Annotated in this window: 16 protein-coding genes; 12 read left to right on the forward strand and 4 right to left on the reverse strand. The window is 72.9% G+C overall.

Annotation, left to right across the window (positions count from 1 at the left end; all coding sequences use genetic code 11):
• The first annotated feature begins 1 nt into the window (after position 1).
• Genes ABD808_RS16455 through ABD808_RS16510 form a run of 12 tightly spaced genes read left to right on the forward strand, consistent with a single transcriptional unit; the run spans position 2 to position 15437 of the window.
• Positions 2-1927 carry a Rab family GTPase gene (locus tag ABD808_RS16455; protein ID WP_344897131.1) on the forward strand — a complete coding sequence of 642 codons (1926 nt, stop codon included), beginning with the start codon at positions 2-4 and terminating at the stop codon, positions 1925-1927.
• A gap of 1 nt (position 1928) precedes the next feature.
• Entirely contained in the window at positions 1929-3665 is a 1737-nt protein-coding gene (locus ABD808_RS16460) for a hypothetical protein (RefSeq protein ID WP_344897134.1), read from the forward strand.
• Between the two features lie 32 nt (positions 3666-3697).
• Positions 3698-4477, forward strand: a complete 780-nt coding sequence (locus ABD808_RS16465; RefSeq protein ID WP_344897137.1) for a hypothetical protein — start codon at positions 3698-3700, stop codon at positions 4475-4477.
• Entirely contained in the window at positions 4474-5349 is an 876-nt protein-coding gene (locus ABD808_RS16470; protein ID WP_344897141.1) for a hypothetical protein, read from the forward strand. Before ABD808_RS16465 ends, ABD808_RS16470 begins: the two co-directional genes overlap by 4 nt.
• The gene (locus ABD808_RS16475) at positions 5346-6233 is read left to right on the forward strand and encodes a hypothetical protein (RefSeq protein WP_344897144.1); all 888 of its coding nucleotides are present in this window, start codon (positions 5346-5348) and stop codon (positions 6231-6233) included. The genes ABD808_RS16470 and ABD808_RS16475 overlap by 4 nt, the downstream gene beginning before the upstream one ends.
• The gene (locus tag ABD808_RS16480) at positions 6230-8482 is read left to right on the forward strand and encodes a hypothetical protein (protein ID WP_344897147.1); all 2253 of its coding nucleotides are present in this window, start codon (positions 6230-6232) and stop codon (positions 8480-8482) included. The genes ABD808_RS16475 and ABD808_RS16480 overlap by 4 nt, the downstream gene beginning before the upstream one ends.
• Positions 8479-9267 carry a hypothetical protein gene (locus ABD808_RS16485; protein WP_344897150.1) on the forward strand — a complete coding sequence of 263 codons (789 nt, stop codon included), beginning with the start codon at positions 8479-8481 and terminating at the stop codon, positions 9265-9267. Before ABD808_RS16480 ends, ABD808_RS16485 begins: the two co-directional genes overlap by 4 nt.
• Positions 9264-11462: a hypothetical protein gene (locus ABD808_RS16490; protein WP_344897153.1), complete on the forward strand. Its 2199-nt coding sequence runs from the start codon at positions 9264-9266 to the stop codon at positions 11460-11462. The genes ABD808_RS16485 and ABD808_RS16490 overlap by 4 nt, the downstream gene beginning before the upstream one ends.
• Positions 11463-11467: 5 nt before the next feature.
• Complete coding sequence (locus ABD808_RS16495; protein ID WP_344897156.1) at positions 11468-12643, forward strand: hypothetical protein; 1176 nt, start codon at positions 11468-11470, stop codon at positions 12641-12643.
• On the forward strand, positions 12631-13530 hold the full coding sequence (locus ABD808_RS16500) for a protein phosphatase 2C domain-containing protein (RefSeq protein WP_344897159.1): 900 nt from the start codon (positions 12631-12633) through the stop codon (positions 13528-13530). Before ABD808_RS16495 ends, ABD808_RS16500 begins: the two co-directional genes overlap by 13 nt.
• Positions 13527-14717, forward strand: coding sequence for a hypothetical protein (locus ABD808_RS16505; protein WP_344897162.1), 1191 nt, complete (start codon positions 13527-13529; stop codon positions 14715-14717). The genes ABD808_RS16500 and ABD808_RS16505 overlap by 4 nt, the downstream gene beginning before the upstream one ends.
• A gap of 27 nt (positions 14718-14744) precedes the next feature.
• Positions 14745-15437 carry a vWA domain-containing protein gene (locus ABD808_RS16510; RefSeq protein ID WP_344897165.1) on the forward strand — a complete coding sequence of 231 codons (693 nt, stop codon included), beginning with the start codon at positions 14745-14747 and terminating at the stop codon, positions 15435-15437.
• Between the two features lie 12 nt (positions 15438-15449).
• On the opposite strand, the gene ABD808_RS16515 is transcribed toward ABD808_RS16510, so the two are convergent.
• The 4 genes from ABD808_RS16515 to ABD808_RS16530 form a co-directional block, all read right to left on the reverse strand.
• Positions 15450-16721, reverse strand: a complete 1272-nt coding sequence (locus ABD808_RS16515) for an acyltransferase family protein (protein WP_344897168.1) — start codon at positions 16719-16721, stop codon at positions 15450-15452.
• 149 nt (positions 16722-16870) lie between these two features.
• Complete coding sequence (locus ABD808_RS16520) at positions 16871-19435, reverse strand: glycosyl hydrolase family 18 protein (RefSeq protein ID WP_344897171.1); 2565 nt, start codon at positions 19433-19435, stop codon at positions 16871-16873.
• A gap of 9 nt (positions 19436-19444) precedes the next feature.
• Positions 19445-20218, reverse strand: coding sequence for a DUF305 domain-containing protein (locus tag ABD808_RS16525; RefSeq protein WP_344897173.1), 774 nt, complete (start codon positions 20216-20218; stop codon positions 19445-19447).
• Between the two features lie 48 nt (positions 20219-20266).
• A complete protein-coding gene (locus ABD808_RS16530; RefSeq protein ID WP_344897176.1) occupies positions 20267-21151 on the reverse strand; it encodes a lytic polysaccharide monooxygenase auxiliary activity family 9 protein in 885 nt (294 codons plus the stop codon).
• Position 21152: the final 1 nt, after the last annotated feature.

The following is a 21152-nucleotide window of genomic DNA, read 5'->3' on the forward strand; positions in this document are numbered from 1 at the left end:
CGTGGCCGCGTCACTGCTGCATCAGACGCTGTACCGCTGGGGCACGGCGGGACGCCTCGGCGACACGGCCCAGCCCGGGCTCCGGCCGGTGGCCAGCTCGCTCGACCTGTCGTCCACCGACGAGCTGCGCCGCTGGGACGGGCTCGTCAACGAGTGGCTGCGGGTCGGCGACCGCGGCATCCCCGCGCCGAGCCTGTTCTACGCGGCGTTCGGCGACGAGGCCGCGTTGATCAGACGCAGCCAGCCGGGCGTCGCCGACAGCGCGTCCGCGCACCTGCTGTTCGGCTCCGCCGACGTGCTCACGACCCGGTTGGCGGTGGAGGTGCACGACTGGTCGTGGGCGCCCGACGACATTCCCGGCCGCGCGCCCATGGTCAACCCGAACTCGCTGACGCCGTTCCGGTCCGACCTCAACGGCCCGGCCAGAGCGGCGGGGCTGCGGGAAGCGCTCACGACGCTGCTGTCCCGCGTGCTGGCGGGGCTCGGCCCGATCGAGGCCCCGGCCGGTGGCGAGGCCATGGCGCTGCTGTGGGCGCTCGACGACATCTGCGCCACGATCGGTTCCGGGCTCCAGGACTGGCCGCACTGGCGGATCGCGTTCGAGACTCTCGCCGGTCGGCGCCAGTCCGCCGAACCGCCCGGGGTGTTCGTCCGGTTCCGCCGGGAGGCGCTGCGCCCGACGCCCGATCCCACCACCCGCGCGGCCGCCGCCGCGCTCGTCGGGATGTACGAGGAGGGCGGCGCCGACGCGCTGCGGGGGATGCGCGACACCGCCGAGCTGGCCCGGCTCGACACGATGGCGGCGCGCGTCGCCCGGCTGATCGAGACGGCGCCGACGGGGGCCGCGCCGACCGGCACGACGCCCCCGGCGTCCGACCCGAAGCCCACCACGCCCGCCGGGTCGGTCACCGAGCCGTCCACGGGCGAGGCGGTCTCCTGCCCCATCTGTCTCGGACGGCTCAACTGGGGCAGGCTTCCCCTCTACACCTACGACCGGGGGCTCAACCAGTACACCGAGCTGACCGTCCCGCACGACACCAACAACGACCAGCGGGCCAGGATGCTGCGCACGGCCTCCGTGCGCTGCCCGAACCCGGGCGGCACGACGACCGCGCACTACCTGCCCGCTGGATATGGGCGGTACGGGCCGCCCGCCGTGTACGGGTTCATCGGCGGCACCACGTCCGGGAAGACGCACCTGGCCGCCACGATGGTCGCGGCCATCGAACGCGGCGCGCTCGGCGCCTACGGGATCACCGCGCTGCCGGTGGACCTGGACCGGCACCAGACGTTCCTGCGCGACATGGTCCGTCCGCTGTTCAGCGAGTCGACCTGGTTGACGCCCACCCGCGAGGGCGAGGTCGCGTTCGCGGACGCCTTCGTCGTGTCGGGCGGCGGGACGCCCCGGGCGATGGCGCTGTTCGACGTGGCGGGCAGTGAGCTCGGCGACGTCGGCGACGCCAAGCGGTTCCTCGACATCGCCGACGGGCTGATCTTCGTCGCGGACCCGACCCGGTTCGGTCCGGGCAACCTGGGCGACCCCGCGTTCAACACGGTGCTGAGCCTGCTGCGGTCCTCGGGACGGTTGTCGCGGGTCAGCGCCGCGATCGTCCTGAACAAGGCCGACCTGTTCAAGTTCGACGACCCGATCGCGCGCTGGCTGGACCGTGACGTCGCCGTCCTGGACCCCGCCGAGACGCTGGAGGAGAGCGCCGACGTGTTCGCGTACATGCACCAGCGGGACGCCGAGGCCTGGACGCGCCCCTACCAGGAGTGCGACCGGGCGACCCTGCACGTCGTCTCCGCCACCGGCACCGACGCCGTCGAACGCGGCGTCCGCCCGCTGCGCGTGCTGCGGCCCCTCGTCTCGCTCATGGCGATGACGGGCCTGCTGACCTCCGCCGAAGCCCAGGACATGGGGATCTGAGATGACCGAGGCATCCATCGACCAGATCGAGTACCGCTGGGACTCCGGGGACGACCTCACCGGGATCGCCAGATCGTTCGGAAGCGTCGAGTTCGACCGCTGGAACGGCCTGCTGCGCCCGTACACCGGCGTCTCGGGACGCGGCAGGTCGGCGGCGGCGGACGCGCCGTCCAGCGCGGTGTACCTCACCCAGCCGGACGGGATGGCGGCGCTCATCCTGCGCAGCCGCGACCCGGCCGCGCGACCCCTGTACGACCGGGACGCGCCGCGCGCGCACGGCGCGGGCGAGGGCCGCCTGGACCTGGTGGCGCGCGCCTTGGTGGCGCCGTGCACGTTGTTGACCGCGGAGATCGCCATGCGGATCGTGGTGTCCCATCCGCAGGGCCTGCTCGACCCGATACCCGGGCAGGCGGCCCGGGGCATGCTGCCCCGGCTGCCCTGGCAGAAGTTGCAGGCGAACATCAATCCGGCGCACACCCTGGAGCGGCCCGCCAAGCTCGCGGCGGGCCTCGCGCCGGTGATCGCCGCCGTGCTGGCCGCCCCCGCGCGGCCGCTGATGGTGGTCATCGGGCCGGAGGAGATTCGCCGAGCGGCGTGGCAGAGCCGGGCGCTCCCGCTGCTGTGGGCGTCGCGGTTGCTCCTCGAACCGCTGCTCAGGGACCCCGACGACGGCCGCGAGCTGTTCGGGTGGCGGCCCAGCTTCTCCACCTGCGAGGCGCCGCTGAGTTCCGGTGACGGCCGCGAGGGGCTGTGGCTCACGTTCCGGGAGCGGGGCCCGGACGGGCCGCCGCTCGGCGAGGGGCCCATGGTGGTCGACCTCGGCCGTCCCGTCGCGCGGCAGACCGTCTTCGAGGACGCGGCCAACCGGCTCGCGGAGGCGTACGCGGCCGACGGCGAGGAGTGCGTCAGCCTCGTCGAGCGGGCGGTGCGCGGGCACCGGACGCTGGAGGCCAGGATCGAGGCCGTCGCGTGCAGCGAGGAGATCGCCCGCGTCCTGTCCACGCAGGCGCCCGCCGTCACGATGCGGCGGACGCCCGCGCCGCGCCAGGTGCCCGCCGCGCCCGTGCCCGTCGCCGAGCCCGTCCCGGCGGTCGGCGTTCACCGGCCGACCGCGCCGCCCCTCGAAACCGCACCGCCCGTCCACACCGTCCCGCCGGTCCCGGAGCCGGTGGCGCCGCGTCCGGAATCGGGGGCGCCCGGCGCCGACCCGTACCTTGTCGGGCTCTACCACCGGCTGGAGACGACCCGTGACCCGCGGATCTTCCGGCGCCAGGTGGCCTGGATCGCCGCGCGGGCCGCGAGCGGCGGCGGGCTCGACCCGGACGGCTTCACCACCGTCCTGCGGATCATGGAGCAGCACCGCTGGTTCACCGACCCGGTGCGCGAGCTGGACGACCCCGCCGAGCGGATGGCCGACCTCATCCACGCCCTCTTCACCTGCGTGGCCGGTGAGGGCAGGCTGGAGGAGCGGCTGGAGGCGTGGCACGCCAACGGCCCGCCCTCGGCGCTGGTCGCCGACGCGCTCGCCGTCCTCGCGGGGCGGCTGGAACCCGGCCGCGCCGACTGGCTCGCCCACCACTGCCTGCGGCAGCGCCAGCCGGTGGCGCGTGCGGCGCAGGGCGCCGTGCTGCTCACGCTGGTGCGGCTGCCCGCGACCTGGCCCGCCGTGGTCGTCGGTCCGCTCGTCTGGCTGTCGCTGGTGCTGCTCCCGGTCGTCGTCTACCTGCTGCTGACCTGACGCCGATGGTCGAGTGGTTCCGGAGGCACCGGATGAGAATCGCCTGGGGGGTCGCGGTCGCCGCGCTCGGGCTCGTCATCGCGCAGGTGGCGTGGGACGACCCGAAGGACCCGGGCGACGAGGCACGCGCGGACGCCAGGCGCCTGCACTGCCTGTCGGCGAGGCAACGGCCGGGGCTCGTCGAGGCCGCGGTGCGCCTCGGCGTGGCCGCGCCCGGCAGCACCGCCACCGGCACCGGCTTCCGGCCGAAGCACGGCGACCGCGTCACGGCGGCCACCACGCTGGACGCGTGGAACCGGACGTCCCGCGCCGACTTCGACTGGGCCTGCACGGCGCTTGCCGCGCTGACCGGCCCGAAGACGGTGCAGGATCCCGCGCCCAAGCCGACGCTGTGGCGGCGCGTCGCCGCCAACCCGACGTTCACGCTCGTCCTCGGCGCGTTCCTCACTCTCGGAACCCAGCGTTCGACCGAGCGGAGCGTCCGCCGCCAGGCGCTCGCCGACCAGCTCAACACGGCGGCGGCCGAGTACCTCAAGGCCGCGCACGCCGCCCGCCTCGCCCGCGCCGCGGACAAGGCGACGGACCGGGCCGGGCTGGAGGGCCGCCGCGTCGACCTCGGGTCGGCGATCCTGCGGGCCGGGCTGCCCACCGCGGAACGGCGGAACCTGGACGGCCTCCTCGGAACCGCGCACGACGTCCTGGTCGGGTCGGCGTTCCGGCCGCGACCGGCGGAGGAGGCGGTCCGGCGGCTGGAGACCGCGCTGGGACGGGCCGTCCGCGGCGAGAGCGTGGTCGAGGTGGTCGCGCCGTGAACCCGTTCGAGGGCGACCTCAAACGCATCCGCGCGTGCAGGGACGGCCATACCTGCCCGTACCAGCCCGCCGACTTCTGCCGTTTCGGCAACGCTCCGGCCGTCCTGCCGCTGACGCAGGTCCAGGGAGGCGTCGTGGTGATCGCGGGCTGCGCGGGGCACGGCAAGTCCGTCTACGGTCACCGGCTGTTGCACGAGTACCGCCAGAAGGGCCTGGCACCGGTCGACCTCCACGGCTCCGCGCCGTACCGGGCGTGCATCGCCCGGCGGGCGCAGGTGCTGCGCAAGCTGAGCAGCAGGAACGGTCTTCTGGACGCCGACGACGTGGCCGACGAGAAGGCCGATGACACCCATTGGCCCGCCAGGCTGCAAACCGTCCTGGGCCAGACGGGCGAGGAGATGGTCGTGCGGCTGCCGAGGATCGAACCGGAAGCGTCCGACGCGGGCACCAGGAACATCGCCTGGGAGATCGCCTGCTACGCGAACGCCGCCGAGGAGAGCAAGAGCGTCATCATCTACGAGTACAACGCGACGGACTGGCCCAGAGACTGGGAGTCCCTCCGCAGCGCGATCGACCAGAACTATGACGCCAACGTCCGTGCGTGCGTTCTCGATCCGGTCGCTCCCGCCGATCTGTGGGCCTACGCGCAGGGCGTCATGGACCGGTCGCCGCATCAGCGGTTCACCATGGAGGAGGGTGTCCCCGAGTGGCTGAGACGACTCTTCGGCACGTTCTCGGTGTCCCCCACGAAGGCCCACGACCTCATGCGCCGGGTGTTCGCCAACGCCATAGCCGCCCAGAGCACGAAGGTCACCCTGGAGCACCTGATGCCGGAGGTTCTCGAGCCGGCGGCATGGAGCGGGGCGGCATGAACGTCGGCGCCGCTCCACTGGAGCACAACCCGTTCCCCGCCCGGCTGCCCGACCTGGGCGTCCACGACGCGTACTGCGCGGGGCCCGAGGGGCGCGACGGGTACTTCGCGTTCGCGGACCGGCCGGAGCCGCCGGACGCCGACGAGGGCGGCGTCATCCTGATCGGCGGCCGTCCGCATCTCGGCAAGTCCGTGCTGGCCCACCGCTGCCTGCACCGCCACGCGGACGCGGGTCGCCTTCCGGTCGACCTGGCGGGACGGACATCCGACGGGCTGCCGGGCCCGGCGGAATGCCTGGCCCGGATGCGCGGCGTCCACCCGCTGCCGGACGAGGTGCGCGCTGCGCTGCGCGAGGTGCGGTCCGCCGACCCCGTCGAGGCCCATGACGAACTCGGCCGGGCGCTGGACGGGCGGCGCCTCACCGTCCGGTTGCCGCGCCCCGACCCGAACCTGCGTCCCGCCGCGATCGCCGACCGGGTGCTGGCGTACGCGCGCGCCGCCGTGGCCGCGAACACCGGCGTCTACCTGTTCGAGTACCCGTACTGGGTCGAGGACCAGTGGACGGAGGTCACCGAACTCGTCGAGCGCGACCCGGACGGGCCGCTCGTCACGCCCGTCGTGCTGGAGCCGTTCAGCGACCGCGACCTGATGGCGTTCATGCGCGCCCGCGTCGGCGGCGGCGACGCGCTCGACGCGCTGCTCGACCTCGACCCGAAGGTCCTGCTCCGGGCGCTCGGACGGCAGCGCGCCAGCCTCAGCCCCAACAACCTGACCTGGTTCAACGTGCTGTGCCACCAGGCGTTCGCCGCGGCCATCAGGGCGGGCGCGGCCAGGGTCGCGGTCCACCACTACCTGGAGGCGGCGGTCAGGGTCGGTGCGCCGTGAACCGTCCACAGCCACAACCCGAACCGCGCGGCTCCGCCCGCAACCCGTTCCCCGACGTGCCGGAGGTCCGGCTCGACGGGGACGGCGGATTCGTGCAGGTGGAGACCGACGCCGTCCGCGCCGTCCGGCTCCTCGCGCTGGACTTCCTCACCTCCCGCCCCGACGTCGGCGGGTACCAGGATCTGAGGCGCTCCGGGCGGGTCGCGGCGATCCTCGGCGACTACGGCGTGGGCAAGAGCCACCTGGCGCGGACGTTGATGGACGAGGTCGGCCGCATCGCCGGGACCCGGCCCGTCGTGCTCGTCGCGTCCGGGCAGCCGAAGGACACCGTCCTGTCCATCTACCGGCGGCTGCTCGCCCCGCCCGGCTCCGGGTCCGGCGGCCGGATCCGGCCCGTCGACACGGCGGCGGGGGTGCTGCTTTTCGGCGCCGTGGAGAAGATGGTGGAGGCGCTGAGCGTGGGCCCGCGCGGCGCCGCCGGGCCGGACGCGCCGCCGCCGACCGCGTCGGACGACCTGCCCGTCGACCGCGTCTGGGACCTGCGCGCGCGGCTCGCCGAGATCGTCGGTGAGGACGCGGACGTCGCCACCGTGCTCGGCCTGGTCTGGCACAGCTCCGCCGGGGCGGCGGCATGGCGGTGGCTGCGCGGCGACCAGGACCAGACGGAGGACGAGCGGCGGCTGCTCGCCGACCGCGGGGTGGAGTCCCCGCCCGTCGACACCTCCGAGCGCGCCATCCAGGTGCTGCGCGCGCTCGCCCGGCTGTGCGGCGCCACGGGCGGGCGGATGGTGCTCGTCCTGGACGAGCTGCACCAGATGAGGCCGCAGCGCGGCGACGGCCTCACCGAGACCGCCGTGACCCTCATGGAGCTGATCGGCTGGGCCGGGGACACCGGGGCGCTGCTGGCGGTCTGCGGGCTGCTCGACTTCTGGGAGGCGCTGCCGCAGAGCGTGCGGGGGCGGGTGCCGGTCGCCAGGATCGTCCCGTCCGGGCTCACGAAGGCGCAGATCGGCGCCTACATCGACGCCGCGCGGCACCCGGACGACCCCGAACCGGCCGGGGCGCCGGTGTTCACTGACAAGGCGGTGGAGGAGCTGTGGAAGATCGCCGAGGGGCATCCGCGGCGCACCATCACGCTCTGCCACCACGCCTACGACCTGGCCCGGGGCGGGCTGATCGGGCCACGGCAGGTCCAGGAGGCGGGCCGGGCCCTGTGCGCGCCCGACACGCCCGACCACGTCCGCGAGAAGCTGTTCCGCTGGTGCACCGAACTCGGCTACCACGTGCGGCGCGCCGCCCGCGACCAGCCGTCCCGCCGGGAACCCGACCTGCGGGTCGGCTCCCGGCACGGTGACGGCGCCTGCGCGCTGGTGGTCAGCGGCCCCGTCGTGGAGAAGTCGGAGCTGGACGACCTGCACGCGCGGGGGTTCGCGGTCGCCGGGCGCGGCGCGGAACCCGGGCGCGACGTCGTCCTGGTGATGGCGGGCTCGCTGGCCGCCGCCTACACCCGCGAGGTCGAGGACCTGTTCGCGCACGTCCTGTACTGGGACAGCGACACCTTCAGGGACGACCTCGCCGCGACGCTGCACTCCTACGTCTCGGCGGGCGACCTGGCGGCGATGAACGCCGGGCTGTACGACCTCGTCCTCGACATGCGCCGGGAGATCCGCGAACTGGGCGCCGGGGCGCCGGTCGCCGCTCCCGTCCCGGCGGACACGGCGGCGGGCACGGCGGCCAAGGTGTGGACGGACCCCGACCGCCGCGTCCGCTTCGAGGAGGCCGACCGGCGCTGCCGGGACGCCCTGGAGTTCCTGGGCGGCGCGCACGGCAAGGCGCACGAGTTCTGGCGCGGCCGGTTCCACATCGACGCCAAGGGCCCGTCCGTGCGGCGCGACGCCGCCTCGGGCGAACGGCCGGTCGCGCTCAGCGACGCCACCGGCATCGAGATCCGCCTGGCGCGCGGAACGCTGCTGTTCCTGGAGGACGCGGTGCGGGAGCTCGCCCAACTCGTCCACGACCTCCTCGCCGACGAGGCCAGGCCCCTCTGGGAGATCCGCGGCGACCTGCGGTATCTCACGACGAAGTTCGACCATTCCGTGCGCGACCTCATCCAGCTGTTCCCCGACCGGAACAGCATCGCCGGACGCTTCCTCGGGGTCAGCCAGCCCCGGCTCAAGGAACACCTCGCCGGGCTCGGCGAGACCGTCTACAGCGTCGTCGTCACCGCCCGATCCAAGGACGGCACATGAGCTACCGGACAGTCATGGCGGTGGACCTCCAGGGATACGGGTCCACGCCGCAGAACGTGCAGCACGTGCTCCAGGCGAACCTCGTCGACTGCCTGCGCGAGGCGGCGACGAACGCGCGTCTGGACGCCGACCGCTGGGAGGACCAGGGCAGCGGGGACGGGAAGCTGATGGTGCTGCCGCACGGCGTCGCCGTCGAGGCTCTCGCCGGACGGTTCGTCCGCGACCTGAACGGCGCGCTGCGCGCCCGGAACAGGCTGGCCAGCGTGGAGGCGCGGACGCGGATGCGGCTCGCGATCCACCACGGCCCGGTCGCCGAGGCGCCCAACGGGTACACGGGCAGCGCGCCCGTCGTCGTGACACGGCTGGTCAACGCGGACCCGCTGCGGCGGGCGCTTCACGCGGCGGGCACCGACCTCGCCGTCATCGTGTCCGCGTTCGTGTTCCGGGGCTCGATCGAGGCGGGCATGACCTCCCTGGACCCGACGGAGCTGCGCCACGTCCACGTGCCGGGCCTCGGCGCCGACTCCGACGCCTGGTTCTGGCTGCCCAACGGCCCCGACCCCCGCACCCTCGACCTCGGCGACGACCCGTCGGCCGACACGGAAGCCGGAGGAGACGCCGGAGGAGACGCCGCAGGAGACGACGGCCCGGCGCCGGAGCCGCCTCCGTCGTCGGGCGGGAACGGCGGAGCCTACGGAGCGAACGGCGTCCACATCAACGCGCCCGGCGGCACGGTCATCCTCCGTGACCAGAACAACACCCACTACTACGGAGACCGGTCATGAGCGAGCCGCCCGCGCCGCCCAAGGGCTCGCAGCCCAAGGCCCAGCAACCGAAGGCGGCGCAGCCCAAGGCCGCGCAGCCCAAGGCCGAGGAGCCGAAGGACGACGAGCCCAAGGCGCCCGAAGCGGCCCCTCGCGGTGGCGCGGAGGAGAAGCCGCCGTCCCGGACTGACGTCCTCAACGACCGCGGGCAGCGCGGCACGATCCAGGACCGGATCGGCACCGAACAGGACGCGCTGTCCGGCTACTACGCCCCCGGCGGCACGATCGTCGGCCGTGACCTGAACAGCGTCCACTACTACGGCGCGCCGGGCGGGACGCTCAGCCGGGTCGCGCCGCTGCGGCCCGAGGAGGTGCGGGAGGCGCGGGGCGCCTTCGTCGCGCCGGAGGACTTCGACGAGCTGTGCCGCATGGCGCAAGGCCGCCGCATCGTGATCCTCCAGGCCGACCGGGGCAGCGGCCGGTTCGCCGCCGCGCGCCGCCTGCTGTGCGTCCTCGCGGGGGCGACGGAGCCGAGCCTGTTCGGCGTCGACCCGGCGGTCCGGCTGGACGAGCTGACGAGCGACGACCTCACCAAGGGCGCCGGATACGTCTACCCGGACCCCCCGCGCACGGACACCCTCACCGCGTTCGGGCTCGACAAGGCCGCCGAGCTGCTGGAGAAGGCCGGCGCCACGTTGGTGATCACGGTCGACGCGGCGCGGCCGCTGCCCGGCGACCGCGCGGCCGAGCTGGTGCTGCGGCTCGGCCGCGTCCGCGACCGGCGCGAGATCGTGCGCGGCCTGCTCGTCCTGGAACTCGGCGCCGACCGGGCGGAGCTGGTGCTCGCCGAGCCGGACGTCCGCGATCTGCTCGACGCGCAGCTCGGCGAGGACGGCCCGCCCCGGCACGCCAGGACCGTCGCGGTCGAGCTGCTCGGCGCGTACCGGCAGTCGCTGCCGCTCGCCCGGACAGCCGAACAGGCGCTGCGGCTCCGGGACGACGAGCAGCGCGCCCAGTGGTTCGCGGGCCTGGAGACGCTGTCCTTGCAGTGCATGGCGGTCGCGACGGCCGTCCTCAACGGCGAGTCGTACGAGACGGTGGCGCTCGCGGCGATGAAGCTGAAGGACGGCCTGGAGACCACCAACCCGCACTCGGATTCGCTGCGCAAGCTCGACGGCGCGCTGACGCCGACCAGGCGCAAGTGGTTGAGCAGTCTCGGTGCGCGGACGGTCCGGTCCACGGTCCGGCTCCGGTTCGGGGCGACCGCCCCGGCCGAGGCGATCCGGTACCTCGACCGGTACGCGCAGGGGAAGGTCCTCGGCTACTTCTGGAGCGAGTTCGACGAGCAGCGGTCCGATCTGCTGGTCTGGTTGCGCTGGTGCGCCGAACATTCGCTGGAGAGCGTCCGGACGCGGACCGCCGTCGCCATCGGGTTCCTCGCCGCCCGCGCGTTCGACCTGGTTCGCGCCACCGTGATCGAGCCCATGGCGTACGACGAGGACCCCAGGTCCCGGACCGTCGCCGCCGCCGCGCTGCACGCCACGGTGACGCAGCGGCCCGCGCTGCGCGAGCCCGTCCAAGAGCTGCTGCGTTCCTGGGCCAAGCCGGGCGTGCTGGACAGGCTGCGTGCCACGGCGGCCCGGGCCTGGCGGGTGGCGTACGGCGACGACGACGCCGACGCGGCACTGGACTGGCTGGAGGAGCACGCCGCCGACGACTCCGTCGTGGTCACGGCGGCGGTGTGCGACTCCGTCACCGAGCTGTGGGAGACCGAGCAGGCGGGCGGGCGGACACCGGCGCGGCTGCTGGCGTGGATGTCCGGGAAGGACGAGACCCGCCGCCTCACCGCGCGGCTGGCGTTCCTCTGGGCCGCGGAGCAGCTCGTGCGGCGGCTGCCGGGCGACGACTTCGACTGGCCGGGCCTCCTGCACATCGCCGCGATGGACGCCGACCGGATGCGCGACGTCGCGGCGCTCTGGCGTGACGTCCTGAACGATCCGCTGGTGCAGGAGGACGCCCAGCAGATCCTGCGCGAATGGGCCCGCACCGTCGACGAGGCGCCGCTCGTCCGCCGCTGGTTCGTGCGTCTCGCCCGGGCCGTCGCGACCGATCCCCTGATCACCGGGCGGCTCCGCTACGCGGCCCGCTCGTGGACCGAGGGCGACCGCGCTCCGGCGAGTTCCGCCGACGTCCTGACCGCACTCAACGGAAGGTGACCGCCGTGGCCGAGAACCCCGAGGACCCCCGACACGCCGCCGACCAGCCCGACCCCGGGGCCGCGCCCGTCCCGGCCCCCGACCCGGGCGCCGGACCCGACCCCGGCGGGCACCCCCGTGCCGGGGTCGCCGCCGTCCCGGTTCCGGCGCTGCCCGAGGCGCTGCCCGAACGGTTCGCGCGGGTCGAGTCCGGACCGTCCGCGCCGCTCATCGTCGGACGGCAACAGGTCCGGGGCCCGCGGCCCGCGGCGGCGATGCCCGGCCGCGCCTTCGTGTTCTCCGACCGCGACGGCGGCACCGTCCATCTCGCCTCGCAGCCGCGCCGGTTCCCGGGGCTCGGCGGGCCCCGCTACGAGTGGCGGATCGAGGTCGACACGTCCCTGCGCTCCGACACGTTCGTGGACGCGATCCCGAGCCGGACGGAGGCGGCCCGGTTCATCGTGGCGGTGGAGGTCGAATGGTCCGTGACCGATCCGGCGTCGGTGGTCAACCGCGGCATCGAGGACGGCGCCAGAATCGTCCGGTCCCGGGTCATGAGGGTCGTGCGGGCGGCGGGCCACGACTACCGGATCGAGCAGATCTCGGAGCTGGAACGGATCCTCACCGATCAGCTGGCGGCCGCGTGCCGCGAGCTGCCGGAGGGGATCACCCTCCACCGCTGCTACGTGACCGCCGAACCCGACCAGCGCAGCCGCGCGATCCAGGAACGGATCGACGACGCGCGCGTCCAGCGGCGGCTCAGCGAGGAGGAGATCGGCGCGCTGCGCGCCTCCGTGAACAGCAGCTCCGACCTCTTCCTGCTCTACCTGGCGCAGGACCGCGACCGCGTCGGCGACCTGATCGTCGACATGCGCAAGCACGAGATGATCAAGGAGGATCGGGTCATCGACCTGTTCAACAAGGCCGTCGAGCAGAACATCATGCAGCCCGCCGAGATCAACGACATGTTGGGGCGGCTGCTCGGCCCCATCACGGGCGTGCTGCAACCGGGCGGCCGGACCGACATGTTCGGCACCCAGCAGATCCCGCAGGCCGCGGCGGCGCCACCGGCGATCCAGGGGGCGCTCGCGGGGTCCGGCGCCGATTCCGCCGACGAGGACGAGGACGTCATGCCCGCGGAGCTGCGGCAGCGCGCCGAGGACGGCGTGGACGGTTGGAGGCCGATGCCGTGGGATTCCTGAGCCGCCGCCGACGGCCCGTCCCGCCGGAACCACCGGATCCGGACGGCCCGTCCGCGATGGAGTTCCCGCGCCCGTTCGGCGCGGGCGCGCGGCAGTCCGGAGAGCCGTGGCGGCTGCCGGACGAGCCCGCGATCTCCGGCATCGCCGCCGACGCCGTCCGGGTCGGGTCGCTGACCGTCCGAGCCGCCTCGCTCGTCGGCCCGGGGCACCGCTGCGCCGAACCCGCCCAGCACCGGCAGGACGCCTACCGCCTCGGCCGCGACCCGGACCGGCGGCATCTGCTCGTCGCCGTCGCCGACGGCATGTCCGACAGCAGCCGCTCCCATCTCGGCGCGAACGTGGCGGTCACCGCGCTGATCGGCAGGCTCCGCGCCGACCTCGGACGCGGCACCTCGCCGGACGGGCACGCGCTGTTCCTGGACGCCGCCCGGCAGATGTCGGGCATGGCGGTCCAGCAGGGGCTGGCGGAGGACGACGTGCGGGCCGCCGCGCTCGCCGCGATCGTCCCGGTCGAGCCCGCCGCCGACGGCCGCCGCCGCGTCTGGGCGTCCTGGATCGCCGACGTCGGCGTCTGGGCCCGCGCCGACGGCGGCTGGGCGCGCCTCGTCGGAGCCGACAAGGGGGGCCTGGACGGGGACGTCCTGACCGAGTTCCTCCCGTTCCACCCGGACCGGGCGCAGACGGCGGAACTCACCCTCGAAGAGGGGGCGGTCCTGGCACTCGCCACCGACGGGATCGGCGACGTCCTCGCCGACGGCGGCGCGCCCTGGTTCGCCGACCGGTGGGCGGCGCCGCCGCACATCGCCTCGTTCGTCGCCGACGTCGGCTACGATGCGCGCGGCAGGCTCGACGACCGCACCGCCGTCGTGATCTGGTGCGACCGATGAGGGCCTGGTCGGACCGGCCGTTCGGACCGGTCACGCCACTGGCGGAGGTCCGTGCCTCGGGCGCCAGGATCGCCGGTGAGAACGGGCAGTCCACCGAGGTGTACGAGAGCGCCGCCCATCCGGGCTGGCTCGTCAAGCGCTTCAAGCCCGGGTTCCCCGACGAGGGACCCGACGTCCTGGACCGGCTGATCGGGCTGCCCGCCGCGATGACGCCCGCCGAACTGGCCGTGGTGGACGCGGCGACCTGCTGGCCCGTCAGCCGCGTCGTGTCGGACGGGACGACGGTCGGGGTCGTGCTGGCGAAGGCGCCCCCGGAGTTCTTCACCGAGGTGCGGACGCCGTTCGGGCCGCCCGAATGCGTGCCGCTCAGCCTGGACCAGCTCGTCCAGGACGACCCCGACTTCTACGCGGCCCGCGATCTTCCCGTCCCCGACCTGCGGGAACGGTGCCGCGTGGCGCGAAGCCTGCTGCGCGTCGGAGCGCTCTTGGAACGCCGCGACGTCGTCTACGGGGACTGGTCGTACGCGAACCTGTTCTGGGAGCGCGGCGAGGGCCGGGTCTTCCTCATCGACATGGACAGCTGCGGGCTCTCCTCGCGGCCCTGGGTGGAGTGCAACTCCTGGAACGACCCGGCGGTGCCGCAGGGGCAGCGGCTCACCGTCCGCACCGACCGGTACAAGGTCGCCGTGGCCGTCCTGCGCGCGCTGACCGGCGTCCGCGGCGAGGACCCGCACCCAGCCCTGGACGCTCTGGAGCCACGGCTGCGCACCGCCCCGTTCGGCGAAGCCCTGCGCTGTTCCCTGGACGACCCCCCTGACCTGCGACCCAGCTCCGGCGAACTCCTGGAACTCCTGGAAAGCGAACTGGACCCCCGCACCCCCAAACGTCCCACCACACCACTCGCCGCCCCCCCACCCCCACAGCCCGCACCAGCCCCACCGCCCACGCCATCGCCCGCACCAGCCCGACCCGCGCGTCCGACGGCCTCGGCTCCGGCCGTGTCGCGTCCGGTTCGGGAGCGTGAGGTTCCCGCGCCGCCGCTCGGGGAGAACGACCCGTTCGCGGTGGACTTCCATGGCGGAGGCGGGCGCGGGGCCGAACGGTTCGTCGTCCCACTGATCATCGCGTGTCTCGGCGCGCTGGCCCTGCTCCTGCTGATCGGCGTCGCCTCGGCGCTGCTGCCCTGATCCGCCGTCCCACGACAAGGACCCGACATGACCACCTCCACCGAACCGGCGCCCGGCCGCGGCAAGGGCATGCCGACCTACCTCGCGCTCGACGTCTCCAGGTCGATGCGGGAGCACGAGACGCTGCTCAACGAGACCCTCGCGGAGATCATCAAGACGCTGTACCTGAACCCCCGGGTCTCGGAGTTCGTGCACCTGTCGATCGTCACGTTCTCCTCGGAGCCCACGGTCGTGCTGCGGATGACGGAGCTGACGAAGATGCGGCAGATGCCGGTGCTGCGCTGCCGTGGCGGCACCAACTTCGGGCCGCTGTTCGAGCTGCTCCGCGATCGGATCGACATCGACGTCCCGCTCCTCCAGGACCAGGGCTACAGCGTCGTGCGCCCTGTCGTGTTCCTGCTGACCGACGGCGCGCCGACCGACCGTCCGACCACCGCGTGGCAGGAACCCCACCGCGCCCTGGTCGACCCGGAGTGGAAGCGGCACCCGCGCGTGATCTGCTTCGGGTTCGGCGACGCGGTGGAGGAGATCGTGCGCAGGATGTCCACCGTCCAGACCTATATGGCCGACCCGGCGCTCGGCGACGCCACGAGCGCGCTCCCCGAGGCGATGAACGGGATGCTGGGCAGCATGGTCGCCTCCGTCCAGGCGCGGGAGCTGCGGCTGCCGACCGAGGTGGCGGGGTACCGGGTGCTCTCCGAGGACTACGTCGAGCAGTGACACCCCCGCCGCTCAGGAGGCGAGGATGTGCGGTTCGACGCTCGGTTCGGTCCGGGCGGGACGGATGAGGCGGCGGCCGAGGCGTTGCGCGGGCGCCTCGATCCAGCGCTGCGACGCCCAGCTCACCGCCAGCAGGACCAGGAGGAAGAACGCCAGGCCCACGAGGTCCTCCCGGCCGGACACGTCGAGGAACTGGGCCGCCACCATCAGCAGCAGCGGGTGCAGCAGGTACACCGAGAAGCTGATCGTGCCGAGGCCGGTGGCCCAGCGGGGGAACCGGCGGCCTCGCGCCCACCAGGCCGCCGCGAACGTCGCCGCCGCCGCGAGGACCGTGGCGCACCAGGCGAGCTGCGCCTCCCGGCCGTAGGGCGCCGCGCGCCAGGCGCCGGTGCCGACCGTGCCCGCCAGCACGACCACGGCCGTGATCGCCGCCGCGCGCCGGGAGATCTGGCCGTGCTCGGCACGGTGCACGGCCGTCCCGGCGAACATGATCGCGAGCAGGGTCAGGCCCTCCCAGATCTGGACGCGCCCGTTCAGCACGACCAGCATGGCGGCGAGCAGCCCGCCGAGCAGGCCCCCCGCGACGCGCGGCGCGGCACGTCCCGACACCGCCGCCGCGATCGCCACCACGAGCCCGAAGGCGGCGACGGCCACGACGGCTCCCGTCCCCACGGTCCGCGACAGCAGCACAGAGGGTGAGTGATCACCCACCAGGATCCCGCCCGTGGTCAAGGCGGCAGCGATGAACGCCGCGACGGTGAGCCCGGTCGCCGCGGTCGCCGACCGCCGATGCCCGCCCACCACGAACATCGCGACGATCAACAGATAGAAGGCCATCTCGTACGAGAGCGTCCACAGCACGTTCATCACGTTCGGCACGGCCAGCAGGTCCTGCATCATCGTGAGGTGCGCGAGGACGGCGGTCGCCGGAGAGTACGACTCCAGCCCACCCCGAAGCCCGAGCACCCCGAGCAAGAACGGCAGCACGGCCAGAAAACACGTCACGGCCAGCAGCGGATAGATCCGGAAGAACCGCCCGACCCAGAACCCCCGAACGCTGCCGCGCCGCTCCAGCGACGCCGGGACGATGTAGCCGCTGACGAGAAAGAACACCAGCACCCCGTACATCCCGGGGTCGAACCAGTCGATCAGCTGGACCCGCAGCGACGGCAGGTAGATGTAGCTGGCGTGATGCAGCGCCACTGCCAGGGCCGCACCCCCACGAAGCGCATCAAGCCACCCAAGCCGGGATGTCACGGGGGAAACAGCCAAAGGGGGAGCCATCCCGACAGACTAGACGCCCGACGGCCCCCCGCCACGGGGTGCGCGAGTAAAGATCGCGGGTTGCGGGGGGCCGGGCGAAGCCGGGGCGGACATGGTTCAGGGCCGGTGCCGTGCTGGCGCAGGCGGCACCGGCCCTGACAAGGGAAGGGTCAGCCGCCGAGACCGTCGGACAGGGTCTTGGTCAGCACGCCCGGGTCACCGGACATTTCCCAGATCATGGCGCCGAGCAGGCCCTTCGACTTGAGCCACTCGACCTTCTTGCCGATCGACCAGGGGTCGTCGAACGACCACCACTGGCCCTTGTCGCCGGTGAAGCAGGACGTGGCGACCGCCTGTTCATCGTGGATGATCTTGCAGTTCGGCACGCTGGCGAGCAGGTTGCTGTAGCCGCGCGTACCGGCCTCCTCGGCGAACTGCCCGGGGGCCGCGCCGTTCGCGTCCTGCCATTCGCCGCTCTTGCCGCCGTCGCTGACTTCCTTCCAGCCGCGCCCGTAGTAGGCGAGGCCGATCGTCAGCTTGCGGGGGCTGACCCCGGCGTCGAGGTACGGCTTGACCGCGTTCTCGACGCTGAAGTGGAACGAGTACGGGTCGTCCTTGTCGGTGTACAGGTTGCCCGCGTGGCCGGTCCGCTTGGGCTCCCAGGAGTCGTCGCTGCCGGAACCGTGGAAGTCGTAGCCCTGGATGTTGAAGATGTCCATGTACTTGGCGACTTCCGCCAGCTCCCAGCCGGCCTCGATCTTGGCCGGGTCGGCGGGCGTGAACGCGCTGAGCAGGTACCGGTTGCCGGTCTCCTTGGTCAGAGCGTCGAGCTGCTCGCGGAACTCCTTGATCAGCAGGGTGTTGTTCTTCTTGTCGTCCGCGCCGATGTGGTTGCCCGGGTGCCCCTCGGCGCCCGGCCACTCCCAGTCGAGGTCGATGCCGTCGAAGATCCCGGCGGCGGCGCCCTGGCCACCCGCACCGTTGTAGCTGGGCAGGTTGCCCTTGATGTAGGTGTCGAGGCAGGACTTCACGAACTTCTTGCGGGACGCGTCGGTCTTGGAGACGTCGGAGAAGTACTTCGAGTATGTCCAGCCTCCGATCGAGATCAGGACCTTGAGGTTCGGGTACTTGGCCTTGAGCTTCTTCAACTGGTTGAAGTTGCCGCGCAGTGCCTCGCGCCCGCCGTCGGCCTTTCCGTCCACCGACTCGGCGGCGGTCATCGCCCGCCCGTAGTCGGCCTCGGCGTCGCCCGCGCCGTCACCCTGGCTCGGGTCCTGCGGGTCCTTCGTGGTGCCCTTCGTGACGCCCTGGAGGCACGTCAGGTTCTGCGGGTCGATGTTGCCGAAGGCGTAGTTGATGTGGGTCAGCCGCTTGGCGTTGCCAGTCGTGTCGAGGTTCTTCACGAAGTACTGGCGGCCGTAGATGCCCCACTGGACGAAGTAGCCGACCTTGGCGTAGCCGTCGCCCATCACGTCGTCGGTCGTCACCTTGACGGCCGTGCTGACGCCGGACAGGTTGTCGTACATGTCGCGGGCCCGGACGGTGAAGGTGTACTCCGTCGACGGGGAGAGCCCGGCGACGGTCGTGGACGTCCCGATGACGGTCGTCGCGACCTGCCCGTTCACCAGCACGTCGTAGTTGGCGACCTGCTTGTTGTCGGTGGAGGCGTTCCACGCGAGCTTGACGGTGACCGAGTCCTTGCCGGTGCTGTGCAGCCCGCCGGGGACGGACGGAGCCTCGGTGTCGTCGGCCGGGTTGTTGGTCTTGACGGTGAGCGCCTCGCTGGCGGCCGACAGGTTGCCCTTGCGGTCCCGCGACTTGACCGTGAACGTGTAGTCGGTGTTGGGCGTGAGGCCCGTGACCGTGGCGTTCGTCTCGGGCACCGTGGTGGCGAGCTTGTCGCCGTTGTACACCTCGTACGCGGTGATCGGCAGGCTGCCGGGCTTGGCCGCCTCCCAGGCCAGCGAGACGGTCTTGGTCGTCTTCACCGGCGAGGTCAGCTTCCCGGGCGCCGCCGGGGGAGCGTCGGCCGCGCCGTCGCACCGCACGTCGTTGACGCGGCAGGACGTGGGCTCGGCGCCCGACCTGCTGACCGTGAACGTCGGGCTGTACGGCTCGGTCGTCCTGCCGGCGCCGATGGTGGTGTTGTAGTAGGCGGGGGACAGGGTCACGGTCCGCCCGCTCTGGGTGACCGAACCGTTGTCGCCGCCGCTGGCGGTGACGCCTTCCGGCAGGTCGAACACGACCGACCAGCCGTTCACCGTCTCCGACGAGTTGTTCGCCACGACGAACTTGGCGCGCGAACCCTCGATGGAGTACGTGGCGATGACGCCCGCCGCTTCGGGCGGCGCCTCGCCTGTGCCGTCACAGTTCGCGCCGTTCAGCAGACAGCTCGTCGGCTGCGCCGCCGAGCTCAGCGAGAACGTCGGGCTGTACGGCTCGGTGTTGCCGCCGCTGCGGATGGTGTCGATATAGAACTGCGGACGGAGGGTGACCTTCGTGCCGTTCTGCGACAGCGTGGCGTTCTGCGCGTTGCTCGCGGTCACGCCCGCGGGCAGCTCGAACACCAGCGTCCAGCCGCTGACGGAGGACGATCCGGGATTGCTGACAACATATTTTCCGGTCGTCCCGGACAAGCTGAAGGTCGCCGTCAGTCGATCCGCCGCGCTGGCCGGGGCGACGGCGAGCGCGGCCACGACGACGATGGAGAGCAAGATTCCGATCATTCGGCGCATGCCGAACACCTACTTCCGGTGGGAGTCTTCCGGGGGTCGGGGTCCTTCCGGGGATTGGGGGCCGAGAATCTTCAACATCTGGTGGATCTGCGCCGACCGGGAGTGGTCGACGCGTTCCGCGAGCCGTTTCGTCCAGCCGTCCTCGCCCTTGCCGGTCTCCAGGCGGGCCATCTGGACCGCGTCGTCCTGATGGCCGATCAGCAGGTTGAGGAACTCGCGTTCGAAACGGTTCGGCGGGGTCTGGTCCAACGCCTCGAGCTCGGCGTCGGTCGTCTCGGGCACGCCGCCGTGCGCGGCATGCTCGTTCGTGTTCGCGCGCAGCGGCCTGCGCCATTCACGCAGCCGCCGCTGGATCTGTTCCGCCTCGGCGATCTGTGTGGTCTCGATCGCCGCGGCCAGCGTCCGCACCTCCGGGCTGACGGAATGCCGTTTCGCCAGCCGCACGAGCTTCACGCCCTGCTCCTGATGGGGAAGCATCATTTGCAGGAACATCACGTCGTCGCTGTTGAAGCCGTTTCCGCCTTTGGACGCTGGGGCGGGGCCGCCGGACGTTGAATGGTCGGCGGCCCCGCACTGGGCGAACACCAGGACGACACACGCGGCGAGGAGCGCCAGCGCGCCGTATTTGACTACGCCGCGCACAGCCGCCGGACGTTCCGCCGCGTCGCCGTCCGCCACAGGGGGTTCGGCCGCAGGGGAGTCGGCCGTATGGCGGTCGGACGAGGAATGGACGGGGGCCCGGGGGCCGGCCGCGGGAGGTACGGCCGCGGGGCGTTCGGTCACGTGGCGCTTCATGAGGTGCGACTCGTCGCGTGCGTCATCCGCCCTCGCTCAGACCTTCTGCCAGAGCGCGGCGGTGTTCGCTGGTTCCCAGCCCGTGAGCGCGGTGTGCGCTTGCAGGCACTTGTAGGTCGCGCCGTTGAACGTCACCTGGTCGCCCGCCTTGTAGGCGGTGCCGGTGGCCCAGGTGCCGCTCGACGGCGGATCGGTCGGCGGGTCGGTGGGGGGGTCGGTCGGTGGGTCCGTGGGTGGGTCGGTCGGGGGGTCGGTGGGCGGGTCGGTCGGGGGCGTCGTCGTGCCGCCGAAGTCGACGTCCGAGCAGGTGTAGAACGCCTCGTCGCTGTACAGCACGCGCTGCCAGATCGAGTACAGGATGTGGCGGCCGGTGCGCTGCGGGATGTTGATCGTCCACTTGGTGAACGTGGTCGGGTTCTGGGCCGTGAACGTCTGGATGTGCACCAGGTCCGACCAGCGCAGCGGTTGCGTCGGGTCCCAGCCCTCACGGGTGATGTAGAACTCGAAGTTGCTGCCGCCGTGCGGCGCGGTCGCGTGGTAGGTGATCGTCTGCGGCCCGGACGACATCTTCGTGGCGGGCCAGTCGGCGCGCTGTAGGTCAAGGCCCCGGTACTTGGCGCGTCCGGCGCTGCACAGTTGCCCGTCGGGGATGAGTTCGCGGTGCCGCCCGCCCGCGTTGAGCAGCGACACCTCGTTCCAGTCGTAGAACGCCTGGGTGCCGCTGGCCGCGACGGCCGCCTTACAGGCGTCCGACTGCGGGTGCTCGGGGCCCTCCTGGTCGCAGACGTAGACGCGGCTCGGCGGGTCCGACATGGTGCCGTGGGCGCTCGCGGCCGTCGCGCCGCCCAGCACGACGAGGACGGACGCCGCCGGGACGGCGACCGCCGCCGCGGCCGCCCTTCTCGATCGGGTCGATCTCATT

Source organism: Actinomadura meridiana, assembly GCF_039537545.1.
GTDB lineage: Bacteria > Actinomycetota > Actinomycetes > Streptosporangiales > Streptosporangiaceae > Spirillospora > Spirillospora meridiana.

Excerpts from the sequence above, each read along its gene's own strand:
- ABD808_RS16460 (WP_344897134.1), top strand. The coding sequence starts at position 1,929 with ATGACCGAGGCATCCATCGACCAGATCGAGTACCGCTGGGACTCCGGG.
- ABD808_RS16465 (WP_344897137.1), top strand. The coding sequence starts at position 3,698 with ATGAGAATCGCCTGGGGGGTCGCGGTCGCCGCGCTCGGGCTCGTCATC.
- ABD808_RS16475 (WP_344897144.1), top strand. The coding sequence starts at position 5,346 with ATGAACGTCGGCGCCGCTCCACTGGAGCACAACCCGTTCCCCGCCCGG.
- ABD808_RS16485 (WP_344897150.1), top strand. The coding sequence starts at position 8,479 with ATGAGCTACCGGACAGTCATGGCGGTGGACCTCCAGGGATACGGGTCC.
- ABD808_RS16490 (WP_344897153.1), top strand. The coding sequence starts at position 9,264 with ATGAGCGAGCCGCCCGCGCCGCCCAAGGGCTCGCAGCCCAAGGCCCAG.
- ABD808_RS16505 (WP_344897162.1), top strand. The coding sequence starts at position 13,527 with ATGAGGGCCTGGTCGGACCGGCCGTTCGGACCGGTCACGCCACTGGCG.
- ABD808_RS16510 (WP_344897165.1), top strand. The coding sequence starts at position 14,745 with ATGACCACCTCCACCGAACCGGCGCCCGGCCGCGGCAAGGGCATGCCG.
- ABD808_RS16515 (WP_344897168.1), bottom strand. The coding sequence starts at position 16,721 with ATGGCTCCCCCTTTGGCTGTTTCCCCCGTGACATCCCGGCTTGGGTGG.
- ABD808_RS16520 (WP_344897171.1), bottom strand. The coding sequence starts at position 19,435 with ATGCGCCGAATGATCGGAATCTTGCTCTCCATCGTCGTCGTGGCCGCG.
- ABD808_RS16530 (WP_344897176.1), bottom strand. The coding sequence starts at position 21,151 with ATGAGATCGACCCGATCGAGAAGGGCGGCCGCGGCGGCGGTCGCCGTC.